The organism is Paenibacillus sp. Paensp111 (assembly GCF_059492195.1).
Genome location: NZ_CP168527.1, coordinates 1,591,756 through 1,609,847 on the forward strand (window position 1 = coordinate 1,591,756; position 18,092 = coordinate 1,609,847).

Consider the following 18,092-nt stretch of genomic DNA (forward strand, 5'->3'; position numbering starts at 1 on the left):
ATATAGGCGAGGTTAATTCTTAGTCAAAGTAGAGGGGGGAAAACATGCGGATTCTGCATACAGGAGACTGGCATCTGGGAAGAACGCTTGAGGGGCGAAGCCGGCTCAGTGAGCAGGAGATGTTCCTGGATGAGCTGGTACAGCTCGCGAAGGATACTAAGGCGGACCTGATTATGATGGCGGGGGATGTCTATGATAGTGTGAATCCTCCGGCAGCAGCGGAAATGATGTTCTACGACGCTGCTGCAAGGTTAACAGAGGATGGCAGACAACTGGTTGCCATTGCAGGCAACCATGATCAGCCCGAGCGGGTAGCCTCTGTGACGCCGCTGGTATCCCGCAGCGGGATTACCCTGGTAGGGCTTCCTTCGTCCGAACCCGTTCGGCTGAATATAGCCCGTACCGGAGAGTCAGCGGTAATCGCAGCACTGCCTTATCCATCTGAAGCAAGACTCGGCGAGCTTCTCGCAGGCCAGGTGGATGAAGGGGAGCTTAGATTAGCCTACAGCGAAAGGGTAGGGCGTTTAATGCGCCTTCTGGGACAGTCCTTTAGCAAGAACACAGTCAATCTGGCGATGAGTCACATCTATGTCCTGGGAGGCGTCGAGTGCGATTCCGAACGTCCCATTCAAATTGGCGGTGCCTATACCGTGGATCCTACGGCTCTGGATATCGGAGCCCAGTATACGGCGCTTGGCCATCTCCACCGTGCCCAGAGCGTGAAAGGGAACGGCCTGATCCGGTACAGCGGCTCACCGCTGGCCTACAGCTTCTCGGAAGCAGGGCAAGCTAAATCGGTCATGCTAATTGATGTGGAGCCGGGGGGCACACCGGTAATCGAAGAGATTTACTTAAGGAGCGGAAGACCTCTGGTCCGGTGGAACTGTACCGGCGGAATCGAAGAGGTTCACCGCTGGCTGGATGACGGACGAGATATCGATGCATTCATAGATTTGGAGATTCGTCTTACTGAGGCGATGTCACTTGGGGATATTCAGACCTTGCGTAAATCCCGCGAAGGAATTATTCATATCCGGCCGGTGTATCCGGGCCGTGAACTTGAACAGACGGCAGCGGGACGCTCACAAATGCCGGTGCATGAGCTGTTCCGCAAGTTCTACCAGCGCCAGAGCGGGGGAGCAGAGCCGGAAGAGGAGCTGGTTGAGCTGTTCATGCAGCTTGTAGCGGAGGATGAGCACTCAGCAGGCTTGGAGGGAGATCAGACATGAAGCCAATTTCTCTTAAACTCTCAGGTCTGCAAAGCTACCGAGAGCCTCAGGAAGTAGACTTCACGAAGCTGTGCGAGACCGGATTGTTCGGCATCTTTGGTCCTACCGGCAGCGGTAAATCGACACTGCTGGATGCCATTACACTAGCTTTGTACGGTAAGGTGGAGCGTGCGGTTAATGGGACACAGGGTATTATGAATCATTCGGAAGACAGTCTCTTTGTCGCATTTACTTTTGAGCTGATGTCTGCAGAAGGGGCAGAATGTTACCGGGTGGAGCGCAGATTCAAGCGAACCGGCGATGTCTCGGTCAGCAATACGATCAGCCGGTTTATCCAGGTTCTGCCGGAAGGGGATCAGGTTCATGCGGACAAGCTGGCCGAGGTTACCCGCTGCGTAGAGGAGAAGATCGGACTTAAGATGGATGACTTCACCCGGGCTGTCGTGCTTCCGCAGGGGAAATTCGCGGAGTTCCTATCCCTGAAGGGCAGTGAACGCCGGCAGATGCTTCAGCGCTTGTTCCATCTGGAGAAGTACGGCGACCACCTCGGGATGAAGCTCAGCCGCAAGGTCAAAGAGACCGACAGCCGGCTCAAGGAGCTGGCCGCGGAGCAGCAGGGGCTCGGACAGGCTTCAGAGGAAGCCCTTCAGGAAGCGGCTGCGGGCCTGAAGGCAGCTTCCGCGGAAGCGGAGCAGCGCAGGCGCGAGCTGCAGGAGGCCGAGCGCCTGTACGAGCAGCTCTCCAAGCTGCGCGAGCTTAGCCTTGAGCTGCGGCAGCGCAAGCAGTCGCTTCTGCAGCTGCAGGAGCAGAGCGGCGAGATCGCGCAGCTTGAGGCGCGGCTCGCGAAGGCCGCTGCCGCCGAGCAGCTGCGCCCGGCGCTCAGCGCCTGGCATGACGCGAGGCGTCTGGCCGCGGAGCGCCGTGTGCACGCGCAGCAGGCGATGGAGGCTTCCGCACAGGCGGAAGCCTCGGCGGAGCAAGCTGCTGCTGCGGCCGAGTCCGCCCGGCAGGCGCTCTTGTCCGAAGAGCCGGGTCTGCTGGTCCGGCTCGAGCAGCTTGAACAGGCAAGGCGGCTTCAGGCCGACCGGGATAAGCTCAAGCTGGAGTCTGCAGAGCTGGAATCCAGGCTTGCTGAGGCCGTCCGCTCGCTTCAAGTCCATAAGGAGCAGATCACGAAGGAAGAGCTGCTCCTCGCCAAAGCGGTTCAGCGCCGTCAAGAGCTGGAGCAGCGGCTCAAGGAATTGGAAGTCCCTGCTGTTCTAAGACGTAAGGTTCAGGCGGCAGCTTCGCTCAAGGAGAAGTTCACTCAGATTATTGTCCGGAGAACCAAAGCGGATAAGACTGACTCTGAGCTCAAAGACCGCTTGGACAAAGTCCGTAGTGAACGGAATGAAGCCCAGCAGAATGAAAGATCAGCGATTGGAGTTCGTGGGCAGGCAGCGGAGCAGGCAGCAGCATTAACAGCAGCCTTTATCAGTCTGATGCAGGAATGCCAGAATGTGCATGATGGACTGGAGCAGCGGGAGAATACACTTCGTCTGACTGTAAAGTCGCAGGAAATGCATTTGTGGTCTGTCCGGCTGGCAGAGCAATTAAATGACGGGGAATCCTGTCCTGTCTGCGGTTCAGATCACCACCCCTCTCCTGCGGTACACATTCTGGATGACGCAGAGCAGCTTGAGGCTGAATTGGAGCAGATAGGAGCAAGTCTTCCTCCACTTAGAGACATGAAGTACAGCCTGTCCAGAGCATTGGACACCTGCCGGTCCATAATGGAGTCCCTGTTCCCTGAGGCAGACGGCGCTGAAGAACCTGCCCTGCTGCAGGCTGCCCCGTCGCTCCAAGCAGCCGCATCGCTGCAGGCGGCAGAACCGGAACATGAATCCCGAACACCAAAGACTTTTGGCGAGTGGGAAGCGCAGATGATAAGAGCTCAGAAGGATATGCAGGAAGCTGAAGTCCAACTTGAAGAGCTTCAGCGGGAAGCGAAGGGGATCCTGGCCAGCCATGCAGCCCTTCAGCCCCGGATTGCGGGTCTGAATGCAGAGCTTGGCTCTCTTCAGAGTCAATACGACCAGTCTCTTCACCTCCTGGAAGAGCTTGAGCATGAGCACAAGGAACTTATGGAAGAGTGGAGCAGGGAACTGCCCGATTATTCACTCACGGATACAGAACGGCTGATCGAAGATATCCATGAGAAAGATGCCGTATCTGAGGATGTGAAGAAGCGGCTTGATCTCAGCGGCCCATTCATAGAGGAGAAGACGGTCCTGCTTGGCAAATTGAATCAGGAAGCGTCCGAGCTTGATAAGCAGCAGGTTCAGTGGCAGGCCCAGCTTGCCGGCAAAAACGACGTATTGTCAGAGAAAGAAGAGCGCCTGAGAGCGATAGCGGGAGATGAAGCGGTCGACAAGCTGTACCAGGACACAGCGAACCGTCTGGAGCTTCTGCGAAAAGAAGCTGCTGCTCTTCAGGAGCAGCACAGGGCAGCGGATCAAGTGAAGCAGGAAACGGCCAAGACAGGAGCCGCAGCGCAGCAGACTGCGATCTCAGCAGCTGAACAAGAAGAGCTGCTTCGAAGCCGATTTGAGCAGCAGCTCGAGCAGAGTCCTTTTGCCAGGGAAGAAGAGACGGAGGAGGCCCTTCTAGATGCTAGTACAAGAGAGCAGCTTGGGCAACAGATTACCGTTCACCGCGACCTTGAACGTGAGCTTGCTATTCAGACGCGTGAGCTGGAATCGAAGCTTGGGGGCAGACAGATCGGGGAGGAAGATTGGGAGAATAGTAAGTCTAGTCTTACTGTATGCAAAGAAGCTGATGAAAAGGCAGTACAAGCCAAAGCAAGAGCCGAGCGGGACCTCGAGGATATCGAGGTGCGTCACATCCGCTGGAAAGAGCTCGAAACCGATCGGATCAAGCTTGATCACTCTGCTAATCTTCTGAGCAAGCTGCAGTCCAGCCTGAGAGGGAATGCTTTCGTAGAGTATATAGCTGAAGAACAGCTTATGAACGTCAGCCAGGCCGCTTCACAGAGGCTGAGAGACTTGACCAAGCAGCGCTACTCTCTGGAGACCGATTCGGGAGGCGGGTTCATTATATGTGATGATGCGAATGGCGGGATCAAGCGTCCGGTATCTACTTTATCCGGGGGCGAGACTTTCCTCACTTCCCTTGCCCTGGCACTTGCCCTGTCGGCGCAAATTCAGCTCAGAGGACAGTATCCTCTGCAGTTCTTCTTCCTGGACGAAGGATTTGGTACGCTGGATCCGGAGCTGCTTGATACGGTTATCACATCCCTGGAGCAGCTTCATCATGATCACCTTGCGGTAGGCGTCATCAGCCATGTAGCTGAGCTAAGAGCGCGTCTTCCGCGTAAGCTGGTGGTTCATCCGGCAGAGAATGCGGGTATGGGTTCGCGTATTATGATAGAGAATTTGTAAGCTGGCTTAGGAATGACGGGCACATGAAGCGCAGGACACAGTTCTAGCGAAGCATGTGCTTCTTTTTTGCAGATATTTTCGGTATGATAGGAATAGCTCAAGAACTGACGGTCTCGTCCTGCTCTTCAGGCGAAATCAAGAAAAGGAGGATACGACTACGATGGATTGTTTGTTTTGTAAAATTGCCTCAGGCCAGATCCCTTCCAACAAAGTGTATGAGGATGACCAATTTCTGGTATTTCATGATATCCAGCCTGCGGCGCCTACCCATGTTCTGATTATACCGAAGAAGCATATTGCGACCATGAACGATGTGGCTGCCGAGGATCTGGCTCTGATTGGTGAGATGCATAAGGTAGCTCAGAATGCAGCCAAGAAGCTGGGGATTTCGGAGAGCGGCTATCGTCTGATTAATAACTGTGGCCCGGATAGCGGACAGGCTGTGTATCATATTCATTACCATCTGCTTGGTGGAGCGAAGCTGGGAGCACTGACCGGAATTTCCGAGTCACACGCCTGATATTGGAACATAAATTTAACTGGATATAAAAAAGAAAGTCACTCACGGTTGACACCCTATTTCCTTTTCACCTATAATGAAAGTTGATGAACCGTGTTGTGCTCTTGGACGGTCTGGTCGGAGGGAGGGAAAACTGGTGTCTGAAACTAAAGTTCGCAAAAACGAGACTATTGATGCTGCACTTCGTCGCTTCAAGCGTTCCATTGCAAAAGATGGAGTCTTGGCTGAGGTGAAGAAACGCAAGCATTATGAGAAGCCAAGCGTGAAGCGCAAGAAAAAGTCCGAGGCTGCTCGTAAGAGAAAGTTTTAGGAGGATCTGAACTACCATGAATCTTAGCGAGCGATTGAACGAAGATATGAAGCAAGCGATGAGGAGTAAAGACAAGTTCAAGCTCTCCACCATTCGAATGGTTCGTGCAACGATTAAGAATCTTGAAATAGATTTGAAAAGAACTCTGGACGACAACGAAGTGCTTGATATCCTAAGTCGTGAGATCAAACAGCGCAAAGATGCCCTCCAAGAATTTCAAAAAGCAGGCCGTGATGATCTAACTGCTCCTTTGGCAGAAGAGATCAAGATAATTGCCGAGTATCTTCCCGAACAACTTTCTGAAGAAGAAATTAAAGTCATTGTACAGCAGACCATCCAGGAAACCGGTGCTTCTTCTAAAGCGGATATCGGGAAAGTAATGAGTGCCCTCATGCCTAAGGTCAAAGGCCTTGCTGATGGCAAACTTGTTAACCAGGCAGTTCAACAGCTATTGCAATAACAAGTACGAAACACCCTCTAGCGATAGAGGGTGTTTTTTCTTAATATGAAACGTAGTATGAAATAAATCGTAGAACATAGTTAGATCAGGATATTAATATTTACATAAGGGAGGGACACAAGTGAACCGCAATCTGAGACTAAGCATGTATTTCATGATAGCGATGGTGATTGTGCTCTTGTCGGGATTTGCCCCGGTAAACCTGTCTAATGCTGAAGCTGCTTCTGCACCAGCTCAACTAAAGTCAGGAACGGTCTACGTTATACCGCTGGATCAGAAGATTGAGTCTGGACTGGAGAAATTTCTGGAGCGGGGATTTAGGGAAGCGAAGGATCAGGGAGCGGCCCTTATTGTCCTAGAAGTGAATACGCCTGGAGGCCGGGTGGATAATGCGGAGAATATCGGGCAGATGATCGCTGGCAGCTCTATTCCCACAGTAGCTTTTATCCAGGGAAATGCGGCTTCGGCAGGCAGTTATATTGCTCTGCATGCCGATAAGATTGCCATGAGGCCGGATAGTGCAATTGGAGCGGCTTCGCTCGTCGATGCTTCAGGTGAGTTGGTGAGCAGCCCTAAGGAGATTGCTTATTGGAAGAGCAAAATGAGCGCAGCCGCGGATCTCCAGCATCGCAACCCTCGAATTGCGGAGGGAATGGTCGACCCTTCCATTACGGTGGAAATGCCGGAGATTAACCGGACCAAAGAGAAGGGGCAAATTATCTCATTAAGCAGCAGCGAGGCAGTTAAAGTTGGCTATGCTGATACCCTGGCGAGCAGCATGGAAGAGGTTATCCACTGGATGGGGTACAGCGGTGAAGATACAATTCGGGTGGAGCGGACGTTAGCAGAGAATATCGCCATGTTCCTTACGAACCCGCTTGTAATGATGATTCTACTCTTTGTCGGGATTGCAGGAGTAGTCATCGAGCTTCTTGTGCCCGGCTTCGGGGTACCTGGAATACTGGGGATAACAGCTTTTGGACTGTATTTCTTCGGTAATTACATCGCTGGATTCGCGGGTCTTGAGACAGGCGCGTTATTCGTAATCGGCCTGGTGTTAATGGCACTGGAGCTGTTTGTACCGAGCTTCGGCATACTTGGAATTCTGGGGTCGGTCTGTCTGATAGCAGGTGTGATCCGCGCGGCTTACGACACTCAGCATGCTCTGAAGACCTTGGGAATTGCCTCTCTTGCGGCCTTGATCGTTATTATCATTGTGGTATGGATATTCAAAGAACGCGGAATCTGGAACCGGTTCATTCTTCGTGATGAGCTGACCAGGGATAAAGGGTATAGCTCTGTAACGGAACGGCCAGATCTGCTAGGACTCGAAGGAACCAGCCTGACTCCGCTTCGTCCTGCAGGCACTGCGGTAATTGGAACCGAACGCATTGATGTTGTAACCGAAGGAGGATTCATTAAGGCAGATACGCAGGTAAAAGTAATTAAGGTAGAAGGAACGAGAATAGTGGTAGCAGAAGTCTGATACTTTGGGAATTGGGAATGAGCCTGACTCATTCCCATGACTATAAATAATACACATTAGGAGCTGATACACTGTATGTTGGATTCATCATTTATTGGAATACTGCTCATCGTAGTGATCGCGGTTATTGTGCTGAGCGTCTTCCTAAGCTTCTTCCCGGTGATGCTGTGGATATCTGCACTGGCGTCGGGAGTCAAGATCAGTATATTAACCTTGGTGGCCATGAGACTGCGCCGGGTTACACCGGCTCGAATCGTTAATCCGCTCATTAAGGCACACAAAGCGGGTCTGGGTCTTTCAATTAACCAGCTTGAGAGCCATTACCTGGCAGGCGGTAACGTGGACCGGGTAGTAAATGCCCTGATTGCTGCTCAGCGGGCCAATATTCCACTGGAATTTGAACGGGCCGCTGCGATTGATCTTGCCGGCCGTGACGTGCTTCAAGCTGTTCAGATGAGCGTTAATCCGAGAGTCATTGAGACTCCAGTAGTAGCTGCCGTTGCCAAAGACGGGATTGAGGTTAAGGTTAAAGCACGTGTTACTGTGCGTGCGAACATTGACCGGCTTGTCGGGGGTGCGGGTGAAGAGACGATTATTGCCCGTGTAGGTGAAGGTATCGTTACCACGGTAGGTTCGAGTAACTCCCATAAAGATGTGTTGGAGAACCCGGATATGATTTCACGTACCGTCTTGAACAAAGGCCTCGACGCAGGTACTGCATTTGAGATTCTCTCGATCGATATTGCGGACGTGGATGTAGGTAAGAATATTGGCGCCTTCCTGCAGACGGAACAGGCTGAAGCAGACAAGCGAATTGCCCAGGCGAAAGCTGAGGAGCGCAGAGCCATGGCGGTAGCTCAAGAGCAGGAAATGAAGGCGCGTGTTGTTGAGATGCGTGCCCGAGTAGTGGAGTCGGAATCCGAGGTTCCTCTGGCCATGGCTGAGGCTCTCCGGGGCGGTCAGATTGGTGTGCTTGATTACATGAATCTAAAGAACATCGAAGCAGATACCAATATGCGCAGTTCCATTAGCAAGCCGGGTGAATCTTCTTCAACCAAGGATGACGAATAGGCGGTGCTCTAAATGAATGATCTGCTGGAATGGGTGATGAGTCATCTGTATCTGGTCATCGTGATCGGATTTGCGGTCTTGTCTATGCTGGGCAAGAAGGGCAAGTCAAAGGGCGGGAATCCATCTAACCGGATGCCAACCTTTGGAGGGGGCCCAGGGAAAGAGCCTAATCCTATCCAGCAGCCCCATCAGGCTGACACACGTACTCTTCAGCCTACTGGGCGGACTGAGGGAACGGGACGATCATCAGATCAGACCATGGAGGAATGGGGAAGAAATATTTTGTCTCCTTCCGCTGCAAGCAGCTGGACACAGCATGAAGAGAATTCTATCGGTCAAAAGTCTGCGGACATTGAGGAGGGCCGGGAAGCAGCTGAAATTCTCAGCCTACAGCGCAAGCTTGAACAGCTTGAACGCACCAACCGCTCTCTTGTCCGTGAAGTGAAGCGTAAGCACGGCCAAAGTTCCCAAGCTTCTGATACCTCTCCCAAGGACATATCTTCCCTGACATCAAGTCAGCTGGCGAATGGAGTTGTCTGGGCAGAGATTCTAGGGAAGCCGCGTGCGAAGCGTCCGTACATGTATAGAAAATAATACTTGAGGGCTGATCCATTTGGATCAGTCCTTTTTTTGATTCACAGCATAATTCTGTTCAGCTCCCCTAGCCGAAAAAAGATTTCAGATTTTCATAAATCCGCCATCTCCCGCATATTTTGTACAGTATGGGAAGGAGGACTGCCGATGAGCCGTTTTACCCGCAAACTACGCAAATGGTCGGTCGATATTCTCGACCTCCCTCAGGACCTCGTCTTTGACCTGCCAAGGCTCACGATGGTTGGCAACAAACAGTTGTTGATTGAGAATCATCGCGGTGTCCTGCATTTCTCACCAGATCAATTGAGACTGGCACTTCCGGAGGGGGCTCTTACGGTATCTGGAAGCCGTCTTGTAATCAAAGCGATCATGCCTGAAGAGGTCCTTATTGAAGGTGATATAGCAGCAATCCAGTATGTAGGAACGGGGGAGAGACATTGAAGACACCGGGACTTACGAAATTACGCGGTTCGGTAAGGGTGACGGTTCGCGGCGGGCACATCGAAGCTTTTGTCAATGAGCTGGCCAGAGAACGGGTTGAAGTCTGGAATCTCAAATCGCTGGGTCCTAACCGGCTCGAGATGGAAGTTGTTATAGCCGATTATTACCGGCTTCGCCCGCTCCTCAAGAAGACAAGCTGCCGAGTACACGTGGATCAGAGAGAGGGGCTGCCCTTTTTCTGGAACAAGGTGTTCAGACGCAAGTGGTTTATTGCCGGTTTTATCCTGTTTTTCCTCATGATCTATGGGTATTCATCGATGGTATGGGACATAGAAGTGAAGGGCAATGTGAAAATTCCAACCGAAGATATTCTGCTTGCCGCCAAGGAAGAGGGGATTTACCCCTTCCAGTGGATCAACCGGCTGCCTGAACAGGACAAGCTTTCCAAGGATCTGACAAGAAAACTCAGCGGAACCTCCTGGGTCGGGGTTTCCAAGACAGGGACCAAAATTACAATTGAAGTGGTAGAGGCGGCGCAGCCCAAGAACTCGGAGCTGTTCAGCCCGAGAAGTCTGGTCAGTAAGACGGATGCGGTGGTTACCCATATTTTCGCGGAACGAGGACAGCCTGAGGTATCGAAGAATGATCGTGTGACGAAGGGCAGCGTTCTCATCTCAGGAATCCAGGGTGAACAAGCTGTAGTGGCAAAAGGAGATGTTCGGGGTCTGGTCTGGCATGAATACAAGATAGAGGCACCGCTTGTACGCAAGCAGAAGGTTTATACAGGGGAGAAGAAAGAGAAGGGGTATCTTTATTTCGGAAGTACAGCGATTCAGATCTGGGGCTATGGCAAGGTGGGGTATGAGCAATCCCAGACCCTTACCCAGATGGATCCGTTGACCTGGAGGCACTGGAAGCTGCCTATCGGATGGATGTCCGAGGACGTGATGGAGGTTGCGGAGCTTGAGACCAAACAATCTGTGGAGCAGACGGTGATCCGTGGACTGGAGAGAGCGAAGCTTGATATCCTGGCGAAAAACGGCGCAGATGCTCAAATTGTACAGCAAAAAATTTTGCATGAGAAGACAGACAATGGTAAAGTTTATATGAAAGTGCTTTTTGAAGTGGAACAGAATATAGCGGAAGAACTTCCGATAGTTCACCATCAAGGAGAATGAGGCTATTTGTCAGAACAAACCGTAAGCACCAAGATACCGCTGCAGAGCGCAGCAGAAGGGCTGTCTTTATTTGGCCCTCAGGATACCTTCCTTAAGCTGGTTGAGGAGAAAGTAGAAGTACAAGTGGTTTCGCGGGAATCCGAGATTACGATTCGCGGCGAGAGAAGGAACGTGGATGTGGTTCAGCAGCTGTTCGAAGTCCTGCTGCAGCTCATTCGCAATGGATATGTTCTCACTGAGCGTGATGTACTGTATGCGATAGATCTTGCTCTCGATTTGCGCGCCGACCAACTGCTTGATTTATATAAAGGTGAGGTTGCGACCACTTACAGAGGCAAGCCGATCCGTGTGAAGACGATTGGTCAGAAGCATTATGTCACAACAATCAAGAAGCGGGACGTTGTCTTCGGAGTAGGTCCAGCCGGTACAGGTAAGACGTATCTGGCAGTAGTTCTTGCTATTACAGCACTGAAGGAAGGCTCCGTCAAGCGGATCGTGCTCACACGGCCTGCCGTCGAGGCTGGGGAGAGCCTGGGCTTCCTTCCCGGTGATCTGCAGGAGAAGGTAGATCCGTATCTGCGTCCCTTGTATGATGCGCTGTATGATGTGATGGGACCTGAACAGACAGCTAAAGCGCTGGAGAGAGGACTCATTGAGATTGCTCCGCTCGCTTATATGCGCGGCCGGACGCTGGATGACGCTTTTGTTATTCTGGATGAGGCCCAGAACACCACTCCTGAACAGATGAAGATGTTCCTTACACGTCTTGGCTTTGGCTCTAAGATGGTTATAACCGGTGACGTAACTCAGATTGATCTGCCCAGAGGTAAGAAGTCCGGGTTAGTGGAAGCCAAATCCATTCTCAAAAATATTGAGGAAATCGGCTTTGTCTACTTCGATGAGTCGGATGTAGTACGTCACTCCCTTGTTCAAAAAATCATTATCGCTTACGACCGGGCTGCAGAGAATCAGGAATAGCAGCACTAGGAGAGCAACCGTCAATCTAAAGAGAGAATTCCCACAAATAATCAGGTACTTTCAGAAGATAGAGAGGGCTGTTCTATGACCTCGAAGGAAAAGTCGAAAAGCAGTACATTTCAATCCAAAACGGCAGGATGGAAACATAGCGTACCTGTACGCTATGTTCTGTTTTTGCTGTTTGTTGTTTTATTTTATGTCAGTCTGGCTCCAAAGCTATTGCCTGAGCGATATAACATTGTAATTGGACAGCCCAGTGATAAGGAGATACTTGCACCGGTCCAGATTCCCAACAACAAAGCGACGCTCAAGGCCCAAGAGCAGGCAGCCGAGAAACAAAAGGATATATACAAGATCGTGCCGCTTCGCAATGAAGTGCTGGTAACCCAGATTCTGGACCGGATTCTGCGTCTGAATCAGGATGATCAAGTTTCGAGAGAGGACAAGATCTCGATTTACCGGCAGGAGCTTCCAAGCAAGGTACAGGAATATACGCAAAATTTTATTTTGAACAACAAGCTGTCCGCTATCTATTCCGAATCTCTGCTGGAAGAGATGAAGAAGCGGATCAATGAGCAGGCGTATCATATTTCAGAAGAGACTTTTATCAAGATTCCCCGTCTTACGCCTGAGGATATCAGTGAAATGAAGCCTGTTGCAAAGGATATTGTTGCCCGGTTGACCGGCGATCAGGTTACGGAGGCTCCAGCAGTACGCGCCAAAGTAGCGGAACAGGTCAGTTCCAGCATGCTGAGTAAACGAATCTCCCGCGAGGTAGTTCAGGAGCTTATACGTCTGGTGATTACACCGAACAATTTCAGGGACGATGAGGCGACCAAGGAAGCCAAGGTACTGGCTAGAGAGAGCACCGAACCCGTGTATATCAAGCAGGGTGATGTGCTTGTTGCCAAGGGTGAGCGGATTACCGAGGAAATGTACAACCTGCTCGATCAGAACGGGCTCCTGAAAGATGAAGTCAACTACTGGCCTCAGCTGGGCCTGCTGCTGATGTCACTGCTCCTGGGATTTGGCCTTGTTATGTATATGCGCCAATCGGAGGGAGCTGCCAGGTTCAAATATAATAATGTACAGCTGGTTATGCTGCTGTTAATCTTTGCGATTACCATTCTGTCGATTCACGTGGTTAATATACTGCAGAGTCCTCAGCGCCCTTACATTGGGTATCTGGCTCCGATCGCTACAGGAGCTATGCTTATTACTTTGTTGATTGATATCCCGCTGGCTTATATCAGTTCCATCGTGCTTGGAATTTTGGCAAGTATCATACTGAACAGCCATCAGGGGCAGATTTTCGATTTTTATTTTGGTTTCTTCGCGGTCATAATCTCGTTCGTATCCATATTCTCGATTCATCGTGCTAGTCAGCGTTCCACGATTTTGAAAGCAGGCATTATGGTATGCTTGTTCGGATCGTTATCCGTGTTCACCCTGGTTCTGCTTAATGAGAACGGCTGGACACAATCCAATACATTATATGCGATTGGGTTTGCTTTTGCTGGAGGGCTCCTTACCACGATTCTGGTTATTGGTCTGATGCCATTCTTCGAGGTGTCGTTCGGGATCCTGTCCGCTCTTAAGTTAGTTGAGCTGTCTAACCCTAATCACCCGCTTCTTAGAAAGCTGCTGACGGAGACGCCGGGTACCTATCATCATAGTGTAATGGTCGGCAATCTATCCGAAGCGGCCGCTGAGGCTATTGGGGCAAACGGGTTACTGTGCAGGGTAGGATCGTATTATCACGACATTGGCAAGACCAAGCGGCCAAGTTATTTTATCGAGAACCAGAATAATATGGAGAACCCGCATGATTTCATCGATCCCAAGCTGAGTAAGTCGATCATTGTGGCCCATGCAAGGGACGGGGTAGAAATGCTTAAGGAGTACAAGCTTCCCAAGCCGATTCGGGATATCGCCGAGCAGCATCACGGAACAACTTTTCTGCATTTCTTTTATCACAAAGCGCTTAAGCTTGCAGAGGAGCAGGGGGGAGAACCGGACTTTACGGAGAAGGACTTCCGTTATCCGGGTCCGAAGGCACAGTCGAAGGAGGCTGCTGTTGTCGGGATTGCAGATAGTGTAGAGGCTGCTGTAAGATCGCTTCGCAAGCCTACGGTTGAGCAGGTCGAGTCCATGATCCAGAAGATCATAAAAAGCCGTCTTGATGACCATCAGTTCAACGAATGTGATCTTACGATGCGTGAGCTCGATGTGATCGCCAAGACATTAATGGAAACCGTAATGGGCATCTTCCATTCCCGGATCGAGTATCCGGAGGATATTAAGAAGCCAAAGGGAAATGATGAGATAGACAAGGGGCGTGAAGCGAGTGGGTCTGAAGCTGGCTTGGAACAATGAGCAGGAAGATTATGTAATCAGTCCGGAATTGATAGAATTGCTTGAAAAAGCACTAGAGATCGCAGGTGAAGCGGAAGGGATTGCCGAAGGAGAGGTTGATCTCACGTTCGTTAACAACGAAGCTATCCATGAGCTGAACAAGGAGTACCGGGGCATTGACCGCCCTACGGATGTTTTGTCTTTTGCCATGAATGAGTCCGTGGATGAGGAGCCGGAAATTCTGTACGAGCTTGAGGAAGGTCAGAACCTGGATGATATTCCAGACGTGCTCGGAGATATTATTATCTCTGTGGAACGGGCCAAAGAGCAAAGTGAGGAATACGGACATTCGCTGGAGCGGGAGATCGGCTTTTTATTCGTGCATGGTTTCCTGCACCTGCTGGGCTACGATCATCAGGATGAAGCCAGCGAAGCGGAAATGATGGCCAAGCAGGAAGCCGCCCTCTCCCAGGTCGGCCTTGTACGCTAATGAAGCGAAGTCATACATGGAGTTCCACATTCCGTTATGCATTTGAAGGCATAGGGTACGGGCTCAAAACACAGCGCAATTTACGCGTTCATGTCATTTGCGCGGTGCTGGCGGCCGGTGCGGCCGCCTTTTTTCATTTAACTCCGGTCAAGTGGGCTATTCTGCTGCTTATGATCGCACTGGTTATTGCTTTGGAGCTTATCAACACCGCTATCGAGTCGGTGGTCGACCTGGCAAGCCCGGATCTTCATCCTCTGGCCAAAGCCGCCAAGGACACCGCCGCCGGCGCCGTTCTCGTCGCAGCGATCTTTGCTGTGATCATCGGTGTTGTCCTGTTCTACGCTCCCGTGCTCGAGTGGCTCACAGGGAAGTAACCGAATATATAAGCGCGTTGTGAAGCTTTAACAGATCTGAGGTTGCAACTACGGGAATGCTTGGACTTTCGGCCGCTGCCCGCCTCCCGATTTCTTGATCTAAACCGCATAGCGGATGAAATCCGGAGACAACGCTTATGCTTCCGATGTAGCTTTCTTCAGAAAGCTTGTAGGCGGCATCCCGCAGGGACAGCGTCACCGCGCACGCACAACCGCAACCCCGCACGGGTTTATGCGGCGATCAAGAGCGCATCCCGCAGGGACAGCGCCCCCGCGCACGCACAACCGCAATCCCGCACGGGTTTATGCGGCGATCAAGAGCGCATCCCGCAGGGACAGCGTCACCGCGCACGCACAACCGCAACCCCGCACGGGTTTATGCGCCGATCAAGAGCGCATCCCGCAGGGACAGCGTCACCGCGCACGCACAACCGCAACCCCGCACGGGTCTATGCGCCGAACGATAGCGCATCCCGCAGGGACAGCGCCGCCGTGCACGTACAACCGCAATCCCGCACGGGTCTGAGCACCGAACAAAAGCGCATCCCGCAGGGACAGCGCCGCCGTGCACGCATAACCGCAATCCCGCACGGGTCTATGCGCCGAACGATAGCGCATCCCGCAGGGACAGCGCCCCCGCGCTCGCACAAGCGCTCAACCGCTCCCGCCGGTGCTCCGCAAGTAAAGCGTGCCCCGCAGGGGCGACAAGCGGCTCATCGCACGCATTTCCAAGGCACCGGCAGGAGCACTATAAGTAAAGCGTGCCCCGCAGGGGTGACAAGCGGCTCATCGCACCACATCCCACCCGGGTGCACCAGCCCCTCTCAATCCGCCAAATCACAGGGTGTCCAGAGGGCAGAGCCCTTGGGGCCCTCCCTAAGCAGGGAGGGTTTGGGTGGGTATGAAAATACAAAAGGAGTCACTACAAATGAAATCTAAATTCAAATCCGGCTTCGTAGCCATCGTCGGACGTCCCAATGTGGGCAAATCGACATTAATGAACCAGGTCATTGGGCAGAAAATTGCCATTATGTCAGACAAACCTCAGACGACCCGCAACAAAATTCATGGGGTCTATACTACTCCCGAGATGCAGATCGTGTTCTTGGACACGCCTGGAATTCATAAACGCCAGTCTAAGCTGGGTGACTTTATGAACCAGACAGCTCTTAACACCCTGGGTGAGGTGGAAGCCGTGTTATTTCTGGCCGATGCTTCTGAAGGATTTGGAGGCGGTGACCGGTTCATTATCGAGCGCCTCAAAGGTATCCGTACACCTGTCATTCTAATCCTCAATAAAATTGACAAAATAGAGCCCGAGCAGCTTCTTCCTCTGATCGAGGAATACCGTAAGCTGAATGATTTTGCGGAGATTATTCCAATCTCTGCGATGCACGGCAACAACGTAAATACCATGCTGGAGCAGATTGCTAAATATTTGCCGGAAGGTCCCCAGTATTACCCTGAGGATCAGATCACGGATCACCCCGAGCAATTCGTATGCGCCGAGCTGATCCGTGAGAAGATTCTTCTGAATACTCGTGAGGAGGTTCCGCATTCTATTGCAGTCACGATTGAGGATATGAAAGTCGAGGAAAATGGTGTCGTTCACATCTCGGCCGTGATTTTCGTTGAACGTGATTCCCAAAAAGGCATTATTATCGGCAAGCAGGGAGCCTTGCTTAAGGAAGTCGGGCGCTTGGCCCGGAAGGACATTGAGAATCTTCTAGGCTCCAAGATCTTCTTGGAACTATGGGTTAAGGTGAAGAAGGATTGGCGTAACCAAGACAGGGTCCTGAAAGACCTTGGATTCCACAAAAATTCATAGGGTAATTATATTGGGAGTTATTGCATCACATAGTTAGTCTTACGCAGCACATCCTAATCTCGTAAATGCAGCGTCATTTTCGAGGAGAGGATGAGTACGTATGCGTGATTTTTCGTGGAATTATTTTTCGAACAGTGGAGATGTAGATGCTTACCTGCTTTACAAAGCGGCCACGGTTCATGCAGAGCAAGAGCCGGAGGACGTGGATGAATTGATCCTTGAAGAGGAAGCGAATTAATCGCTTGTGACGTCAGGGAGAGCTTGGGGGAGGATACATGCTATACAGGGTGGAGGGGATTGTCATCCGCAGCATGGATTACGGTGAGGGGAATAAGATTATTACGCTCTGCACAGCCACTCATGGCAAGATTGGGGTGCTTGTACGGGGAGCGAAGAAGTCGAAAAGCCGCCACGCTGCGCTGACTCAGCCTTTTACGAATGGGGAATATTTGTTTTTCCGCACGGGCAACGGACTTGGCACTTTAAATCAAGGTGAGATTCTGGAATCTCACCATCTTTTACGCGAAGAACTTATCTTGACCTCATACGCTTCCTATGCCTGCGAACTGCTCGATCGAACCCTGCAGGATGAGGAGGTAGGCGCATTCTGGTTCAACCAGCTCAAGGCTTGTCTGGAGGCTCTAACTTCGGGGAAAGATCCACAGGTCACCGTGCATTTGTTCGAAATGAAAATACTTCAGGCCGCAGGCTACGGGCCTGTTCTGGATCACTGCGTATCCTGCGGAAGCGAGGCTGAGCCGGCTGTAGTCAGCCCCAGGCTTGGCGGTGTGTTATGCCGGAGATGCAAGCACCATGACCCTTCGGCGATGACGGTTACACCGGGGACGCTCAAGCTGCTAAGGCTGTTTGCCAAGCTGGATCTTAGACGCCTTGGAAATATTGATGTCAAAGACAGCACGAAAGCGGAGATGAAAGTGGTCATGCGTGCTTTTATGGATGCTCAGCTTAGTCTTAACCTGAAATCTCAGCGATTCTTAGACCAGCTGGATAAATATGACCAGTTTGACTAACGTCATGAAATCATTTATTATGGATTAGAAATTCTCTAACAGAGAACATGCGTTGAACGGGAAAGTAGTGAGTTGCAGTTCTTGAACTAAGCGATTCGGGGATGGTGAAAGCCCGGAAGGACGAATTCATGAAAAGGCACCCTGGAGCATGAAATGAACGGAAAAGTGGATACAGCGAATTACTGCGGACTAACCTGTAGTGCAGCTGTATCAAGTAGGGTGGAACCGCGGGATCAGCTCTCGTCCCTATGTCTGTACAGCAGGCGTAGGGACGGGAGCTTTTTGCTGTGCTTAGCGAGGCTTAAGT

At 51.5% G+C, this 18,092-nt stretch carries 17 protein-coding genes; all 17 read left to right on the forward strand.

The annotated features are described in order from the left end of the window. Positions 1-44 precede the first annotated feature (44 nt). The 17 genes from ACEN86_RS07185 (at position 45) to recO (ending at position 17,785) form a co-directional block, all read left to right on the forward strand. Positions 45-1,229: an exonuclease SbcCD subunit D gene (locus ACEN86_RS07185; protein WP_495633627.1), complete on the forward strand. Its 1,185-nt coding sequence runs from the start codon at positions 45-47 to the stop codon at positions 1,227-1,229. Then, a complete protein-coding gene (locus ACEN86_RS07190) occupies positions 1,226-4,669 on the forward strand; it encodes an AAA family ATPase (protein WP_495633628.1) in 3,444 nt (1,147 codons plus the stop codon). Before ACEN86_RS07185 ends, ACEN86_RS07190 begins: the two co-directional genes overlap by 4 nt. Before the next feature lie 160 nt (positions 4,670-4,829). Further along, the gene (locus ACEN86_RS07195) at positions 4,830-5,189 is read left to right on the forward strand and encodes a histidine triad nucleotide-binding protein (protein WP_495633629.1); all 360 of its coding nucleotides are present in this window, start codon (positions 4,830-4,832) and stop codon (positions 5,187-5,189) included. Positions 5,190-5,325: 136 nt separating this feature from the next. Further along, the gene (rpsU, locus tag ACEN86_RS07200; protein WP_005547957.1) at positions 5,326-5,499 is read left to right on the forward strand and encodes a 30S ribosomal protein S21; all 174 of its coding nucleotides are present in this window, start codon (positions 5,326-5,328) and stop codon (positions 5,497-5,499) included. 16 nt (positions 5,500-5,515) lie between these two features. Then, a complete protein-coding gene (locus tag ACEN86_RS07205) occupies positions 5,516-5,959 on the forward strand; it encodes a GatB/YqeY domain-containing protein (protein WP_127198122.1) in 444 nt (147 codons plus the stop codon). Between the two features lie 163 nt (positions 5,960-6,122). Continuing rightward, complete coding sequence (locus tag ACEN86_RS07210) at positions 6,123-7,445, forward strand: NfeD family protein (protein ID WP_495634241.1); 1,323 nt, start codon at positions 6,123-6,125, stop codon at positions 7,443-7,445. Positions 7,446-7,520: 75 nt separating this feature from the next. Continuing rightward, positions 7,521-8,516, forward strand: coding sequence for a flotillin-like protein FloA (floA, locus tag ACEN86_RS07215; protein WP_495633630.1), 996 nt, complete (start codon positions 7,521-7,523; stop codon positions 8,514-8,516). A gap of 12 nt (positions 8,517-8,528) precedes the next feature. Beyond that, positions 8,529-9,110, forward strand: a complete 582-nt coding sequence (locus ACEN86_RS07220; RefSeq protein ID WP_495633631.1) for a YqfB family membrane protein — start codon at positions 8,529-8,531, stop codon at positions 9,108-9,110. Positions 9,111-9,257: 147 nt separating this feature from the next. Then, positions 9,258-9,551: a sporulation protein YqfC gene (gene yqfC, locus ACEN86_RS07225; RefSeq protein ID WP_495633632.1), complete on the forward strand. Its 294-nt coding sequence runs from the start codon at positions 9,258-9,260 to the stop codon at positions 9,549-9,551. After that, entirely contained in the window at positions 9,548-10,729 is a 1,182-nt protein-coding gene (yqfD, locus tag ACEN86_RS07230) for a sporulation protein YqfD (protein WP_495633633.1), read from the forward strand. The genes yqfC and yqfD overlap by 4 nt, the downstream gene beginning before the upstream one ends. Positions 10,730-10,735: 6 nt before the next feature. Then, positions 10,736-11,707: a PhoH family protein gene (locus ACEN86_RS07235; RefSeq protein WP_495633634.1), complete on the forward strand. Its 972-nt coding sequence runs from the start codon at positions 10,736-10,738 to the stop codon at positions 11,705-11,707. An 84-nt stretch (positions 11,708-11,791) separates the two neighbouring features. Then, complete coding sequence (locus ACEN86_RS07240) at positions 11,792-14,083, forward strand: HD family phosphohydrolase (protein WP_495633635.1); 2,292 nt, start codon at positions 11,792-11,794, stop codon at positions 14,081-14,083. Continuing rightward, positions 14,055-14,552 carry an rRNA maturation RNase YbeY gene (ybeY, locus tag ACEN86_RS07245; RefSeq protein WP_495633636.1) on the forward strand — a complete coding sequence of 166 codons (498 nt, stop codon included), beginning with the start codon at positions 14,055-14,057 and terminating at the stop codon, positions 14,550-14,552. Before ACEN86_RS07240 ends, ybeY begins: the two co-directional genes overlap by 29 nt. Further along, positions 14,552-14,926, forward strand: coding sequence for a diacylglycerol kinase family protein (locus tag ACEN86_RS07250; protein ID WP_495633637.1), 375 nt, complete (start codon positions 14,552-14,554; stop codon positions 14,924-14,926). The genes ybeY and ACEN86_RS07250 overlap by 1 nt, the downstream gene beginning before the upstream one ends. Positions 14,927-15,854: 928 nt before the next feature. After that, positions 15,855-16,754, forward strand: a complete 900-nt coding sequence (era, locus tag ACEN86_RS07255) for a GTPase Era (protein WP_495633638.1) — start codon at positions 15,855-15,857, stop codon at positions 16,752-16,754. A 100-nt stretch (positions 16,755-16,854) separates the two neighbouring features. After that, complete coding sequence (locus ACEN86_RS07260; RefSeq protein ID WP_495633639.1) at positions 16,855-16,992, forward strand: YqzL family protein; 138 nt, start codon at positions 16,855-16,857, stop codon at positions 16,990-16,992. Positions 16,993-17,029: 37 nt separating this feature from the next. Further along, on the forward strand, positions 17,030-17,785 hold the full coding sequence (gene recO, locus ACEN86_RS07265) for a DNA repair protein RecO (RefSeq protein ID WP_495633640.1): 756 nt from the start codon (positions 17,030-17,032) through the stop codon (positions 17,783-17,785). Positions 17,786-18,092 lie beyond the last annotated feature (307 nt).

Bases quoted from the DNA above. Each gene is read 5' to 3' on its own strand.
- ACEN86_RS07185 (WP_495633627.1), top strand. From the start codon at position 45: ATGCGGATTCTGCATACAGGAGACTGGCATCTGGGAAGAACGCTTGAG.
- ACEN86_RS07190 (WP_495633628.1), top strand. From the start codon at position 1,226: ATGAAGCCAATTTCTCTTAAACTCTCAGGTCTGCAAAGCTACCGAGAG.
- ACEN86_RS07195 (WP_495633629.1), top strand. From the start codon at position 4,830: ATGGATTGTTTGTTTTGTAAAATTGCCTCAGGCCAGATCCCTTCCAAC.
- ACEN86_RS07205 (WP_127198122.1), top strand. From the start codon at position 5,516: ATGAATCTTAGCGAGCGATTGAACGAAGATATGAAGCAAGCGATGAGG.
- ACEN86_RS07210 (WP_495634241.1), top strand. From the start codon at position 6,123: ATGGTGATTGTGCTCTTGTCGGGATTTGCCCCGGTAAACCTGTCTAAT.
- floA (WP_495633630.1), top strand. From the start codon at position 7,521: ATGTTGGATTCATCATTTATTGGAATACTGCTCATCGTAGTGATCGCG.
- ACEN86_RS07220 (WP_495633631.1), top strand. From the start codon at position 8,529: ATGAATGATCTGCTGGAATGGGTGATGAGTCATCTGTATCTGGTCATC.
- yqfC (WP_495633632.1), top strand. From the start codon at position 9,258: ATGAGCCGTTTTACCCGCAAACTACGCAAATGGTCGGTCGATATTCTC.
- ACEN86_RS07240 (WP_495633635.1), top strand. From the start codon at position 11,792: ATGACCTCGAAGGAAAAGTCGAAAAGCAGTACATTTCAATCCAAAACG.
- ACEN86_RS07250 (WP_495633637.1), top strand. From the start codon at position 14,552: ATGAAGCGAAGTCATACATGGAGTTCCACATTCCGTTATGCATTTGAA.
- era (WP_495633638.1), top strand. From the start codon at position 15,855: ATGAAATCTAAATTCAAATCCGGCTTCGTAGCCATCGTCGGACGTCCC.
- ACEN86_RS07260 (WP_495633639.1), top strand. From the start codon at position 16,855: ATGCGTGATTTTTCGTGGAATTATTTTTCGAACAGTGGAGATGTAGAT.
- recO (WP_495633640.1), top strand. From the start codon at position 17,030: ATGCTATACAGGGTGGAGGGGATTGTCATCCGCAGCATGGATTACGGT.